The sequence below is a fragment of the Flavobacterium sp. CSZ genome (assembly GCF_015350725.1).
In the GTDB taxonomy this organism is placed as follows: domain Bacteria; phylum Bacteroidota; class Bacteroidia; order Flavobacteriales; family Flavobacteriaceae; genus Flavobacterium.
Genome location: NZ_JADKPQ010000001.1, coordinates 163,475 through 178,051 on the forward strand (window position 1 = coordinate 163,475; position 14,577 = coordinate 178,051).

11 protein-coding genes and 1 tRNA gene are annotated in these 14,577 nt (G+C 35.9%); 2 read left to right on the forward strand and 10 right to left on the reverse strand.

Going from position 1 to position 14,577, the window contains the following annotated elements; translation table 11 throughout:
• Positions 1-76: 76 nt before the first annotated feature.
• A complete protein-coding gene (locus IRZ78_RS00780) occupies positions 77-1,582 on the reverse strand; it encodes an aldehyde dehydrogenase family protein (RefSeq protein WP_194614700.1) in 1,506 nt (501 codons plus the stop codon).
• A gap of 274 nt (positions 1,583-1,856) precedes the next feature.
• Here IRZ78_RS00780 and pheT point away from each other — a divergent pair, with 274 nt between their 5' ends.
• A complete protein-coding gene (gene pheT, locus IRZ78_RS00785) occupies positions 1,857-4,277 on the forward strand; it encodes a phenylalanine--tRNA ligase subunit beta (protein ID WP_194614701.1) in 2,421 nt (806 codons plus the stop codon).
• A gap of 75 nt (positions 4,278-4,352) precedes the next feature.
• Here the strand turns inward: pheT and IRZ78_RS00790 are convergent, their stop codons facing one another.
• On the reverse strand, positions 4,353-4,865 hold the full coding sequence (locus IRZ78_RS00790) for an adenine phosphoribosyltransferase (RefSeq protein ID WP_194614702.1): 513 nt from the start codon (positions 4,863-4,865) through the stop codon (positions 4,353-4,355).
• A 114-nt stretch (positions 4,866-4,979) separates the two neighbouring features.
• Here IRZ78_RS00790 and IRZ78_RS00795 point away from each other — a divergent pair.
• A tRNA-Arg gene (locus IRZ78_RS00795) sits at positions 4,980-5,053 on the forward strand.
• 104 nt (positions 5,054-5,157) lie between these two features.
• Here IRZ78_RS00795 and IRZ78_RS00800 read toward each other — a convergent pair.
• From IRZ78_RS00800 to IRZ78_RS00835, 8 genes are all read right to left on the reverse strand, one after another.
• Entirely contained in the window at positions 5,158-6,588 is a 1,431-nt protein-coding gene (locus IRZ78_RS00800; RefSeq protein WP_228520307.1) for a glycosyltransferase, read from the reverse strand.
• A gap of 11 nt (positions 6,589-6,599) precedes the next feature.
• Positions 6,600-7,421 carry a HEAT repeat domain-containing protein gene (locus IRZ78_RS00805; protein ID WP_194614703.1) on the reverse strand — a complete coding sequence of 274 codons (822 nt, stop codon included), beginning with the start codon at positions 7,419-7,421 and terminating at the stop codon, positions 6,600-6,602.
• A gap of 1 nt (position 7,422) precedes the next feature.
• A complete protein-coding gene (locus IRZ78_RS00810) occupies positions 7,423-8,637 on the reverse strand; it encodes a YaiO family outer membrane beta-barrel protein (protein ID WP_194614704.1) in 1,215 nt (404 codons plus the stop codon).
• Positions 8,637-9,002, reverse strand: a complete 366-nt coding sequence (locus IRZ78_RS00815) for a response regulator transcription factor (RefSeq protein ID WP_194614705.1) — start codon at positions 9,000-9,002, stop codon at positions 8,637-8,639. The genes IRZ78_RS00810 and IRZ78_RS00815 overlap by 1 nt, the downstream gene beginning before the upstream one ends.
• A 77-nt stretch (positions 9,003-9,079) precedes the next feature.
• Positions 9,080-11,065 (reverse strand): ATP-binding protein, encoded by a 1,986-nt coding sequence (locus IRZ78_RS00820; RefSeq protein WP_194614706.1) that lies wholly within the window; start codon positions 11,063-11,065, stop codon positions 9,080-9,082.
• Positions 11,066-11,801: 736 nt separating this feature from the next.
• Complete coding sequence (locus IRZ78_RS00825) at positions 11,802-12,254, reverse strand: Lrp/AsnC family transcriptional regulator (RefSeq protein ID WP_194614707.1); 453 nt, start codon at positions 12,252-12,254, stop codon at positions 11,802-11,804.
• A 226-nt stretch (positions 12,255-12,480) separates the two neighbouring features.
• Entirely contained in the window at positions 12,481-13,473 is a 993-nt protein-coding gene (locus IRZ78_RS00830) for a bile acid:sodium symporter family protein (RefSeq protein WP_194614708.1), read from the reverse strand.
• Positions 13,474-13,531: 58 nt separating this feature from the next.
• A complete protein-coding gene (locus tag IRZ78_RS00835) occupies positions 13,532-14,563 on the reverse strand; it encodes a methionine synthase (RefSeq protein ID WP_194614709.1) in 1,032 nt (343 codons plus the stop codon).
• Between the last annotated feature and the right edge of the window lie 14 nt (positions 14,564-14,577).

Here is a 14,577-nt window from a genome sequence, read left to right on the forward strand (position 1 = left end):
ATCTTTTTCTTTTAAATTAAATTTACAAAAAAAGGTAAGCCAGAAACTTACCTTTTTAAACCAACATAATAACAAATTAAAAAAAGCCTAATTTCTTTTTATCATAAGAAATCAGCATATTTTTGGTTTGACGATATTGTCCTAACATTATTTTATGATTTTCACGGCCAATTCCGGATTGTTTATAGCCTCCAAAAGGCGCTCCGGCAGGATATGAATGATATTGATTGATCCAGACACGACCTGACTGAATTGCTCTTGGCACCTGATAAATTTCATGTGCATCACGTGTCCATACTCCGGCCCCCAAACCGTACATGGTGTCATTCGCAATTTCAATAGCTTCTTCAGTCGTTTTAAAAGTCGTAACTGCCAGAACTGGTCCAAAAATTTCTTCCTGGAAAATTCTCATTTTATTGTTTCCTTTAAATAAAGTTGGCTTGATATAATAACCGCCTTCAAGATCTCCCCCTAAATGATTTTCGTCTCCTCCTGTCAAAAGCTCGGCTCCTTCTTCTTTACCTAATTTTATATAAGACATGATTTTTTCTTTCTGTACCAATGAGGTCTGAGCGCCAATCATAGTTGACTTATCCAGTGGATTTCCGGCAATAATAGCCTCAGTTCTTTCAATTACTTTAGCAATAAACTTGTCATAAATATCTTCATGAATCAGTAATCTTGAAGGACAAGTACAGATTTCGCCTTGATTTAAAGCAAATAATACAGCACCTTCGATCGCTTTGTCGAAGAAATCATCATCGTGATCTGCTACTGATGGAAAGAAGATATTTGGAGATTTACCTCCTAATTCTAAGGTTACCGGAATAATATTTTCGGTAGCATATTGCATTACCAAACGTCCTGTAGTAGTTGATCCTGTAAATGCTGCTTTAGCCACTTTTTTATTTGTAACCAAAGGACGACCAAGCTCAGCTCCAAAACCGTTTACGATATTTAAAACTCCCGGAGGAAGAATATCGCCTATTAATTCCATAAGAACTAAAATAGAAATCGGCGTACTTTCTGCAGGTTTCAAAACAATAGTATTTCCTGCTGCGAGTGCCGGAGCGATTTTCCAAACCGCCATTAAAATAGGGAAATTCCACGGAATAATCTGAGCAACAACTCCTAATGGTTCACTTAAAGCAATCGAAACCGTTTGAGAATCCAGTTCTGCGATAGAGCTTTCTTCGGCACGAATTACGCCTGCAAAATATCGAAAGTGATCTATTGCCAGCGGAATATCTGCTGCCAGTGTTTCACGAATTGGTTTCCCGTTATCAATGGTTTCTACAGTCGCGATATACTCCTGATTGTCTTCTATTTTTTGTGCTATTTTATTTAGCAGAATACTTCTTTCGGTAACCGAGGTTTTTCCCCATGTTTTAAACGCTTCGTAGGCTGCATCAACGGCCAATTCTAAATCTTCTTTACCTGAATGTGCGGCTTTGGTAAATACTTTTCCATCAATAGGAGAAAGAACATCAAAATACTCTCCTTTTACCGGAGCAGTAAATTTTCCGTTGATATAATTATCATATTTTGCCTTAAATTCAGGTCTTTGTGCTATATTACTCATAATAAAAAGTTTTTGATTCATTTCAAATTTACTTTCATAAATTGAAACTGAATAGCACTTTTCATTCATCTAGTAGCACAAAAATTACACATTCGCTTTTACAACTAACTTTTAATATTTAATTATCAAAATATTAGCATTAAAAATACAAACTCCTCAATAACAATAGGTTTTATATAAAATAAAAACAGCTCGAAAAAACCAAATAAATTGTTTCTTACTACCACACGCAATCCTTATATTTGTATCCTTATACAAGAATAAAAAAGTTAACATGAAAATATCTTACAACTGGTTAAAACAATTTATTAAAACAGACTGGACATCTGAACAAACTTCAGAATTACTTACAGATTTAGGTCTTGAAGTAGAAGTTGTCGAAAAATACCAATCAGTTAAAGGCGGTTTAGAAGGAGTGGTTGTAGGACACGTACTTACTTGCGAAAAGCACCCTGATGCGGATAGATTAAACATTACAACTGTAAATATTGGTTTAGAAGCTCCTATACAAATTGTTTGTGGCGCAGCGAATGTTGCAGCAGGGCAAAAAGTTCCTGTAGCTACTATAGGAACAGTTTTATATGATAAAGATGGTGCTGAATTCACTATTAAAAAAGGAAAAATTCGCGGACAGGAAAGCCACGGAATGATTTGTGCCGAAGATGAACTTGGTTTAGGTACAAGCCATGACGGAATTATGATTCTGGATGAAAAATTAGTACCGGGAACGCCCGCTGCAGACGTTTTTCAGGTAGTAAATGACGAAGTATTCGAAATAGGATTAACTCCAAATCGTGCTGATGCCATGAGTCATCTTGGAACTGCACGTGATTTAAGAGCAGGAATGCTGCAACGTGGTGTAAACGTAGAATTGATCACGCCATCTGTGAGTAATTTTAGAGTAGACATGCGTACCTTAAAAATTGACGTGAATGTCGAAGAACCTCTTTTGGCTCCAAGATACTGCGGTGTAACTATTTCAGGAATTTCCGTTCAGGAATCTCCGGCCTGGTTACAGGATCGTTTAAAAGCTATTGGATTAACTCCAAAAAATAATATTGTCGATGTTACTAATTATGTTTTACATGAATTAGGACAGCCTTTGCATGCTTTTGATGCGGCAAAAATCAACGGAAAAATCACTGTAAAAACACTTCCTGAAGGTACTAAATTTGTGACTTTAGATGATGTTGAAAGAACTTTACACAAAGAGGATTTAATGATTTGCGACGAAAAAGGTCCGCTTTGTATTGCGGGAGTTTTTGGAGGAAAAAAATCAGGAGTATCAGATGGAACCACTACTATATTCTTAGAAAGTGCTTATTTTGATGCTGTAAGTGTTCGTAAAACAGCCAAAAGACATCAATTGAATACGGATGCTTCTTTTAGATTTGAAAGAGGAATTGACCCAACGATTACAGAATATGCTTTGAAACGTGCAGCCCTTTTAATATTGGAAGTTGCAGGCGGAAAAATCACTTCTGATGTTGTAGAAGTTTATCCTAAAAAAATAGAAGATTTCTCTGTTTTATTGAATTTTAGTCATGTTTCTAAAATTATCGGACAGGAAATTCCGAAAGATACTATCAAAAAAATTCTGGTTTCTTTAGATATAAAAGTAAACAGCGTTTCTGATTCCGGTTTAGGATTGACAATTCCTGCATACCGTGTAGATGTACAACGTGAAATAGATGTAATCGAAGAAATTTTAAGAGTGTACGGATATAACAATATCAATTTCTCTAAAAAATTCAATGCAACGGTTTCTAATTCGCCAAGAACAGAAGATTATAAAGTACAAAATGTAATAGCATCACAATTGAATTCTCAGGGATTTCATGAAATGATGGCCAATTCTTTGACAACAGCTGCTTATGCTAAATTATCGACTGCTTTAAAAGAAGAGCATAATGTTTCGATACTGAATCCGTTAAGTAGTGATTTATCTACTATGCGTCAATCTTTATTGTTCTCTGGTTTAGAAGCGATCTCGTATAATATTAACAGAAAAAATTCTGATTTAAAATTATTCGAATTCGGAAAATCATACCATAAATATCTAAACGGATACGAGGAGCACAAACATTTGACTTTATTGATCTCCGGAAACAGAAACAAAGAAAGCTGGACCAATCCGCAAAAAACAACTGATTTCTTTTTATTAAAAGGATATGTAAAAGGAATTCTTGCCCGTTTGGGAATTGATAAAATTTCGAATGCTCCGGTACAATCTGATATTTTCTCAGAAGGAACTGCTATTTGCTACAACAATGATACATTGGTAGAAATGGGTGTGGTTAAGAAATCGATCTTAAAACATTTCGGAATCAAACAAGATGTTTATTTTGCTGATTTCAACTGGGATTTAGTACTAAAAATCATTACAGGAAAAATCAAATATTCTGAAATTCCTAAATATCCTGAAGTTCGTAGAGATTTAGCTTTATTGATTGATAAGAGCACTACTTATGAAAGCATTTTTAACCTTGCTAAGCAAACTGAGAAATCACTTTTGAAAGATGTTAACCTATTTGACGTTTACGAAGGCAGTAAGCTTCCAGAGGGCAAAAAATCGTATGCTTTAAGTTTCACCATTCAGGACAATACAAAAACGCTTACAGACGCTCAAATTGATAAAATTATGTCGAAATTGCAAAATTCTTTTGAGACAGAGCTTGGAGCCAGTTTGAGATAAAAGTAGTTTGAGTAAAATATAAAATCCCAATGCTGAAATATTTCGGCATTGGGATTTTTTTATTGTTGTTTTATCCTAATAAGTGATTGCTGCAAAAATAGGATGATCTTTAATTTTTTCTCTTCCGTTTAAAAAACCGAGCTCCATTAAAAAATTACATTGAACAATCACCCCGCCTAATTTTTCGACCAACTCACAAACTGCTTTAGCAGTCCCTCCTGTTGCCAAAACATCATCATGGATCAAAACCCTGTCTCCTTTTTTTATTGCATCTGTGTGCATTTCTAAGCTATCTGTGCCGTATTCTAGTTCGTAAGTAGCGGAAATGGTTTCATACGGTAACTTTTTAGGTTTCCGAACCGGAACAAAACCTGCATTTAATTCCTGTGCCAATAATATCCCAAAGAAAAAGCCACGACTCTCTGCTCCTACTACTTTATCTATTTTTTGCCCTTTTAAAGATTCTACTAAGATCTTAACGCATTCTTTTGTTGCAATTGGATCATTTAGTAACGGAGTGATGTCTTTAAACAAAATTTCTTTTTTTGGAAAACCTTGAATATCACGTATATAATTTTCAATCTTCATTTTTTTTTATTTTTATGTTATTTTATGCTTGTTTATGTCACATTTATGTCTATCTTTGCACCCGCAATAAGCAATCAACAAAGCTACGAAAAATTAGCTAATTGATAACAAAAAGGCCTCGTGGCGCAACTGAATAGCGCACTTGATTACGGCTCAAGAGGTTACTGGTTTGAATCCAGTCGAGGTCACTACAGCCAAATGGCGTCAATTGTCTTCAATTGACGCCATTTTTATTAAAAAAAACTATTTATCAATATATTAAGATCATTTTTTTTATTAACGATCATTTTTTTTATTTCTTAGTAAAACCTTTTCTGGTCATTTCTCCCCAGCCTTTGGTTCCCATAATTTTTTCTTTGTAACCAATTAGGGCGGCGTAAACTGTTAGTGGATGAAAGTAAATGGGTTCTATGAAAGCAGCAATCAAAAGTTTAAAAAAATCAGTTTGTTTTGGGTATTTATGATAAGAATACTCTTCACTATAAAGCGCTATAACCGAAAACATAACAGCGAAAAAGTAAACAAAAAGAACCAGCAATATGAAAAAATGCCAGTTAAGTAAGCCTATTACAATAAACACGAGTGTTATGACAAGACCAATAAATTCTATTCCGGGAGCCAGGAATTCAAACAAGGTCCAGTAAGGCACACTAATCATACCCAACAATTTGTACTTCGGATTCAGAAACATTTTTTTGTGCAGACTAAGTGTTTCAATTGTCCCTCTCATCCAGCGGCTGCGCTGTTTCTTAAATATTTTAAAATCTTCAGGTGCTTCTGTCCAGCAAAGCGGGTCCGGTATGTAACTAACACCGTACGGTATTTTATTTTCCAGCATATAACGGCGCATTCTCACGACCAGTTCCATATCTTCACCAACTGTTTTTGTGTTATAACCACCAGCCATTAAAGCAATTTCCTTATCAAAGGCACCAAACGCACCACTTATAAGCAATAAACCATCCAGCCTGCTCCATGCCATTCTGCCTAAAAGAAACGCTCTTAAGTATTCTAAAACCTGTATTCTTGGGAGCATCTTATCCGGAATATTTACCTCAACCAAACGGCCGTTTTTAATAACACACTGGTTCGCTATCCTGACTACACCACCAGTAGCGATAATACGTTTGCCGTAAGATTCCAGAAAAGGTTTTGCCAGCTTGAGTAACGCATCTTTATCCAGAATACAATCAACATCAATACAAACCACATATTGATTCTGGGCGATATTAAGTCCGACATTTAGTGCGTCGGCTTTGCCCCCATTTTCCTTATCGACTACGATCAGTTTTTTGAAAGCAGCATTTCTGGAAGTATAAATTCCCCTAATTTTTTTTGTTACTATTTTTGGGTGAATAGCAAGTTCTGTCAGGACAAGATCGTACTTTTTAATCAGGATTTCCATAGAATTGTCCTTGCTTCCGTCGTTGACCACAATAACCTGGTAATTATTGTAATTAAGGGAAAGTAGTGATTTTACATTTTCTTCAATTGTAAAACCTTCGTTGTAAGCAGGAGCTATTAGAGAGAGACTTGGCGCAAATTCACTTGTAAGAAGCACATCATAATCAACAAAACTATTCTTTTTAAGATATTCCCTAAGTTCTCTGGTAGACAAGTGAGCCAGTACAAGATAAGAAGACATAATTAATACGGCATAACCAATTATAAGGATCAGATATTCCTCAAAAAAAAGTGCTAATTCAGTAGTAAAAAAAGTCATTCTTTATTCTATTAAACAGTTAATAACTGAAGTACATTTTGCGCTTCGTACTTTATTAAGGTATTGGGAGCATTAGCAACCAGCTTTGTCAGGTAAGGAATTTTTTGTGTTAGTTTAAGCTCCTTAATTAGTTTTAATCCTAGTGCAATTACGGTTGTATTTTGAGATTCAAGCAATAACTCAACCCCTTTAATATCGCCAATATCGTGCTTTTTGAAAGCATGTATGATATTAATCTGAGTCCAGTCATCAATTGGATGTGGATGCTCTGTGAGATACGGCAGACTTTTTGTACCTCCAAGCTTGATAGCAGCATTCACGGCTGTGATTTTTAAAATTTTATTTCCGCCTTGAGATGCTTTTATGATCCTGTCAAAAGCGTCAGCACAATTTATTTCTGATAATTCTGTAATTCCTTTGCATTTTACTTCCCACCTCAGGCTCCTGATTTTTTTGAAGGAATCTTTTATCAATTCTGAATCTTTGTAAAACTGCTCTAACTTTTCGGCATAATTTCCTTCGTAATTTTTATGAAGATTCATAATCGAATCGATCATAACTTCCCTGAAAAAGGATTTACGAAAGAGTTTATTAAAATTTTCGTCCTTATTAACTTCTGAAAAAGGCATATCCTGAAAAACCACCGAAAACATTAATTTTTCAATAATGATGGTATATTCCGCAAGGCGTTTGTTCCTTCTTATCTTCCTGCTTCGGCTGCTTATTATTATTAAGTAAAGAATAAATGATGTTAGTATAAACAGGCCTATGGACAGAATTAAAAAAGGTTCTACCCAGGTTCCGCTCTTATAAAGTTCCCATAGTTTCGTCATATCAGAAGCGTTTCGTTAGAATTACCTGAACATTGAATCTATTTCTGTAGGCATCAGGCAGATATTCTTCGTACTCGTAAAGAAAAACAGGTCTGATAAAAAAGGAATCACCAAGACGACGTTGGTATTGTATACCTGCTCTGTATGACTTTAAAGGTTGTGTTAGGTTATTGTAAAGATAAAGATATGGGACATTTCCATATTGCAGTTCAAACCTTATGATACTTTCTTTTTCTTCATTTGTGTTTTGAAAACTCAAAACATGAGAAAATAATTCGTTTGTCGTATCGTAATAAGGTCTGTAGGCAATTGTATTGGCACCAATATGGTAGGCCAATTGTCCTGTTAGTAAGGTTACATCTTCTGTTTCAAAATGCATGTATCGAACACCCAAGGCATAGTCAAACTTTTTATGCGGAACGAAATAATACTCAACACCGGCTTTTGCTACAGGAAACACCGTCTCTCCTGTTGAAACCCCTCCATTCACATACAAATAGTTCTTTTTAGCGAAAGTTTGATAATAGTCTGCTTCAAACAGCATTTGTGTATCGCCATTTACATGACCAACATTAGCGCGTCCCACAAGTGCTGATTTGGTGAACTTATGAGAGTACTCGACATAGCCATAATGCAATGGTGATTGTCCGGGATTCGATGTAGAAATATTTAAATAAGAAGCCGATATTGCATTTTTTGCCTTCTCTCCAATCAGTGTTCTGACTCCTCTAAAGGCCTGTGTACTGTTATCTGTAATTGATACTTTTTCGATAATGGCTAAAGCTTCTTCGTCCCGATTTAGTTTTTCAAGACAGGTCACTTTAATCCGTAAAACATCAAGCGAATTGGGCTCAATGGCTAAATAGCGATCGCAATACGTAATACACTTATCGAACTGTTCTGACCAATAGTACGTATTTATAATCGCCAATAAAGCATCGGAACTTGGATTGGTCCGGTCTGACATTGGCGCTAAAATTTTGATGGAAGCGTTGTAGTCTTTTTTCCAGCTGTAAATACGTCCGTTGTAAATTTTTATTTCTTCATTCTCAGGAAATTTTGCACTTAGAGGTTCAGTGAGTGCTAAGGCAGCATCATAGTTACCTTTCTCTACTTCACGCTTTGCGTGCCTCATTACCTCATCAATATTATTTTCCTGTGCCAATACGACAGGAGAAATAAGCAGCAGGAAAATTGTATAATATAGAAACTTCATTAAGCGCGTGTTTTTAGTAGTTTATTAATTCTCACTAAAAGCACGGCAGGACTCACGGGTTTTGCAATGAACTCGTTAGCGCCAAGATCAAATGAATCGAGTTCGGTTTGCTCTACACCTGAAGAAGTAAATATAATGATCGGAACATCAGAGCCTATGGTTTCTCTCACATATTGCGTAATTTCCATTCCGCTTATGCCAGGCATGTTGATATCCGTCAGGATCAAGTCATAATTATTTGTTTCAATTGCATCTAATGCTTCTTTTCCGTCAGAAAACTGGTCAACGGTAAATCCCTTCGACTCCAGGAAAAAGGATAATGATTTACGCAGCATATCATTATCTTCAGATAAAATGATTCTCATAGGTTACTTAATTTTGAGGCAAATTTGCTTTTATAACTTTTGGATCTAACGTAAAGCTAGAGTATATTTCTCTCTTTTCATAGCTCCTTTAGAATTTTAACTACTTCTTTAACGCCACAATTTAAGAGGTTAATTTGATTTGCCGCTTCAGAAGTGAAGCTTTCCGCTGTAGCTTCTTCCTCAAGAATAGACAAAGAAGAGCTAAGATCCGTTAGTATAAACATGTCTACACTGGACTTCATGTTGTGCGATAGTTTCTTTACTTTATCATGATTTTTATCGTTGAATGCTTCTTCTAATTGCTCCAATTCGGCAGGGATTTTTTCTATAAAAAGATTTATCATTTCTTTTTTAAACGTCGAATCACCACAGGCCATCTCGTCTAAATAAGAAAAGTCTATTTTTCTCTTCTTTACTGCATTAAGATCTTTGTTCATTACGGTTTTAATAGCCTTTAAAAGTACCGGTTGCTTAAATGGTTTTGGTACGTAAGCATCCATGCCGACATCAAAACAACGCTCCTGCTCACCTACCAGCGAGTGCGCCGTCATAGCAATAATCGGAATGTTTAATTTCATTTCATTCCTGATGTATTCTGTCGTTTGATAACCATCTTTAACAGGCATCTGAAGATCCATCAGCACCACATCGTATTTGTTTTTGGATAACAATGCTATTCCTTCTTCCCCATTTTCGGCAATATCCAATTCAAAACCAAAATTTTGAATAACACTCCTTACCAATTTCTGGTTTAAAAAATTGTCCTCGCAAAGCAGTATTTTAAGTTTACCCAGTTTATCTTCTGAAACTGCTTCTGCAGCTATTTCGTCATGGTTTACTTTTTTATACTGAAACACAAAGAAAAACTCCGAGCCTCTATTCGGTTTGCTTTTCACCTGAATTTCACTTGCGTGCAATTCAACCAGCTGTTTGACAATATTGAGACCAAGACCGGTACCGCCAAATCTTCTAGTTGTACTTTCTTCTGCTTGTTTAAAACGTTCAAAAATAGTCGCCAGTTTATCCTCAGGTATACCAATACCGGTATCTTTAACTGAAAATCGGAGTGCATAATGACCCTCTGTTTCATCAACTAATTTTACAGAAACTGTTACTTCTCCTTCTTCGGTAAATTTTAGGGCATTTCCTGTAAGGTTAACCAAAATCTGATTTAGTCTTCCCTGATCACCAATTACATTGTCGGGCATATCGGCATCCAGGAAAAGATTGAATTCAATATCTTTTGGAACCTTTACTTTTAGCAGCTTATAAATATGTTTAAGTGTCTTTTTTAAATTGAAGGGCTGCGCTTCAATAACCAAATTACCAGATTCTATTTTAGAAAGATCTAAAATATCGTTTACGATCAAAAGCAAATTTTCTCCTGCTACCTGAACACTGCCAATGTAATCCTGTTGAACCGTATCCAATTTGGTCTGGGCTAAAAGGTCTGTAAAACCAATTATGGCATTTAAAGGAGTTCTGATTTCGTGGCTCATATTGGCCAAAAAACTATCTTTTGCCAATACGGCACGTTCCGCTATTTTTTTCTGGGCGTCGAGTTCAATGTTTTTTGTTCTTAATTCCAATTGATTTATCACGTGTTTTGCTACTATAGAAAGTGCGTTACGCTGATTTTTATTAAGTTCTTTAGTAACATGATCTATGGCACAAAGAGTCCCAATATTATGACCGTCGGGTGTTGTTAGCGGAACCCCTGCATAAAACCTTACCTTAAAACCACCGGTAACATTAGGGTCGTCTTTAAGTCTTTCATTTAGATGCGTATCCCGTATTTCAACCATATTTGACTCCATAATGGTGTATCGGCAAAAGCTAATTTCTCTTGGCACCTCTGATACTCCAATTCCAATTTCAGATTTAAACCACTGGCGGCTTTCATCAATAAAGGAAATATGGGCTATTGGTACGCCACAGATATACGAAACAAGTTTAGTTGCATCATCAAAAGCATGCTCCGGTAAAGTGTCCAGAATATTATAGCGCTTTAATGCTGCCAAACGCGCTAATTCGTTGTATGGTATTGGAATTTCTGTATTCATTCTCTTAAAAGTGAAATGTATAAATATAAAAAATCAAATTAAACTACATCAAAAAATTAATCATGACAATTCATTTTAAAGATAAATAAATTAAGTTTTAGTCAAGCATCATAAAATGAAATAAATAATTTCTGCTCTAAATAAAATTACTTTTTTAAATTTTATAACAAAAATTAGGGCATCCTCAACAGGACATCCAAACCAAATCGTTTAAGCCATACAAAGACATGCGTTACCAGCAGTAAGCCAATCTCTTCAAATCTTCCATAAAATTTATAGAAATTTGTCCTGTTCCTGTCACAAAATTAAAATCCCATTTCTAACGAAATGGGATTTTTTTTTATTTTAAAACACAGGTTTTAATTAAAAAAAGGGATCAAAGCTTGGGGATTAGGCAAAAAGAGGGATCAACACGAAAACCTGAGGAGCATTAAAAATTAAGCATAAATTACAGCTTTTAAAATTTGAAATATACGACGATTTTTATTTACAACTTGGATATAACAAACATGTCCGAAGTAGGGAGACTTCATACAACTGTTGAAGACAAATCAGAATATAGAAAAGTATATTCAGATATTACTACTAAGTATTAATATAAAAACAATCGTGCGGATTTACAATCCGTACCCGTAAAGTATATCACAACAAATAAAAAAAGTAAGTCTGGTTTTTATTAATAATTAGGAACGGTTACGGAAATAATTTCCCCACTATCGTTGCTCGCAGAACTGAACTATCCATACATATTTTTTATCTCCGACATAACAAAAGTACTTTGGGTACTCCCTATACTTTCAACTGATCCCAATTTATTAAACACAAAATCCTGATAATGCTTCATGTCTTTAGCAGAAACTTTCATTAAAAAATCGTAATCACCTGATATATTATAACATTCTACAACTTCTTCTATTTTCATAATATCACTAACAAATTGATGGCCGATATTACGATCGTGCTGTTTAAGTTTGATATTACAAAAAACGATAAACCCTCTGTTTAGTTTTTCTGCATCTAACAAGGCTATATATTTTTTAATATAACCATTGTTTTCCAATCTTTTGATTCGCTCAAAAACAGGCGATGCCGAAAGATTTACCATTTTAGCAAGCTCTTTTACAGTGTATTTAGAATTATCGTGAAGTATATTTAATAACTGAAGATCAATATCGTCTATTTGTTCCATAGAATATTACTTTAAACAGGTTTAATTTATTTTTACATCAGAATAAAATTCTTCAAATATAGCCAAAAACAATACAAAAATGTTATTTCACACAATTTAAAAACATAAAACACTGCAGCTTTCATATTCACAGTATAAAAATCTAAAAAGCATTATTTTATAGCAGGGAGCGTTATCCTTACTGCCCTTTGTCCAAAAAGACAAAGGGCCACACTATAAATAAAAATTATACTTCTTTTCCTCGGGCCATACCCTGAGCAATGATGCTGGCGGCAATCAATTGCAAGGCATGGTAAAGCATCAGCGGCAGCAATACGATGCCGGTGATGGTGCTGTGCTGAAAAAGCACTTTTGACATAACGGTGCCGTGTACCAATGACTTTTTAGACCCGCAGAATAAGACAGTAATACGGTCTTCATCTGAAAAACCAAGCAGGCGGCTGAGTAGTCCGACACAAAAGAATACGGCAAAAAACAACGCCATCATCCCTGCAGCGAGTCCGGCAAGTTCAAGGGCGGTGAAGCCTTCAAAAAGATGTTCGGAAAATGACTTGCAAAACGACGTGTAAATAATTGTTAGAATAACTGCCTGATCAAAATATTTGAGCTGTTTCTTGTATTTTTCAGCAATGGCACCTAAAGGGGAATTGAGAGTTATACCAATGATGACAGGCAGCAAGACTTGAAGAATCAACTTTATGGCGATTTGAGTAACATCAAAATCGCCTGTCGCAGAAGCTATAAACAGCCCGACCCAGAGCGGCGTAACGACTACTCCAATCAAACTGGAAATGCTTGCATTGAAAATCGCCGCGGGAATGTTTCCCTTGGCGATGGAAACCATGACCACCGAAGAAGAAACTGTGGACGGCAATGCTGCCAGAAAAAATACACCCAGCCAAAGCAGTTCCAAGCCGTTATTGACAAACAACGGGCGAAATGCCAAAACAATGAGCGGAAAAAATAAAAAGGTGGTCAACTGAACGACAATGTGCATTTTCCAGTTGGAAAGTCCGACTTTTAGCTTCTCAACACTCAGTCGCATGCCATAAAACAAGAAAATAAAGGAAACACCGGCATTGGCAATCTCCTCAAGCGAAACAGGTTCTTTGACCATACCTGGCTTTGGCAAAAAATAAGCCATCAGAATCATGGTGGCTATCATTAACAGGAAACCGTCGAAACCTGCTTTTTTTAATACTTCAAATAATTTCTTCAATGTGTTTTAAATATTACTCCTCCGTGGAGGCACGGACTTCATCATTAATATATTGAGACTAAATCCCAAGTTCTTTGCGTATAATTTCTGCTCCTGCGCTTAAAGCACTTAACTTGCCTCTGGCTACATCTCTAGATAACGGGGCCATACCGCAGTTTGTAGAAGGGTAAAGATTTTCGGCATCTACAAACTCAAGAGCTTTACGCAGGGTAGCAGCTACTTCTTCTGGTGTTTCGATAGTGTTGGTTGCCACATCAATGGCACCTACCATTACTTTTTTACCACGAACAAGTTTCATTAAATCTAAAGGTACATTGGAGTTGTGACATTCTAAAGACACCACATCAATTTTAGATTTTTGAATTTTCGGAAAAATTTCTTCATATTGTCGCCACTCTGAACCTAATGTCTTTTTCCAATCAGTATTTGCCTGTATTCCATAACCATAGCAAATATGAATCGCAGTTTGACAGTGTAAACCTTCAATGGCTCTTTCTAATGCTGCCATTCCCCAATCGTTTACTTCATCAAAGAACACATTAAATGCAGGTTCATCAAACTGGATAATATCTACCCCTGCGTCTTGAAGTTCTCTTGCTTCTTCATTGAGTGCTATCGCAAATTCCCACGCCAATTTTTCACGGCTTTTATAATGATCGTCGTACAACGTATCTACCATTGTCAGCGGGCCTGGCAATGCCCATTTTATAGGTTTATTAGTCTGTTTACGTAAAAATTTAGCATCTTCAACAAAAACTGCTTTTTGACGTGCAACCTCACCTACAACCACTGGAACACTCGCATCATAACGATTACGGATTTTTACTGTTTTACGATTTTCAAAATCTACACCACTTAAATGCTCGATAAAAGTCGTTACAAAATGCTGGCGTGTCTGCTCGCCATCACAAATGATATCCAGATCTGCCAATTGCTGTTCCTGCAAAGAAATGCGTAAAGCATCTTGTTTTCCTTCAAGCAGCTGATCGCCTTCTAATTTCCATGGTGACCAAAGTTTTTCGGGTGGTGCAAGCCAGGCAGGTTTTGGCAGGCTTCCAACAATAGAGGTAGGTAACAATAATTTCTTCATAATAGTATAATTTT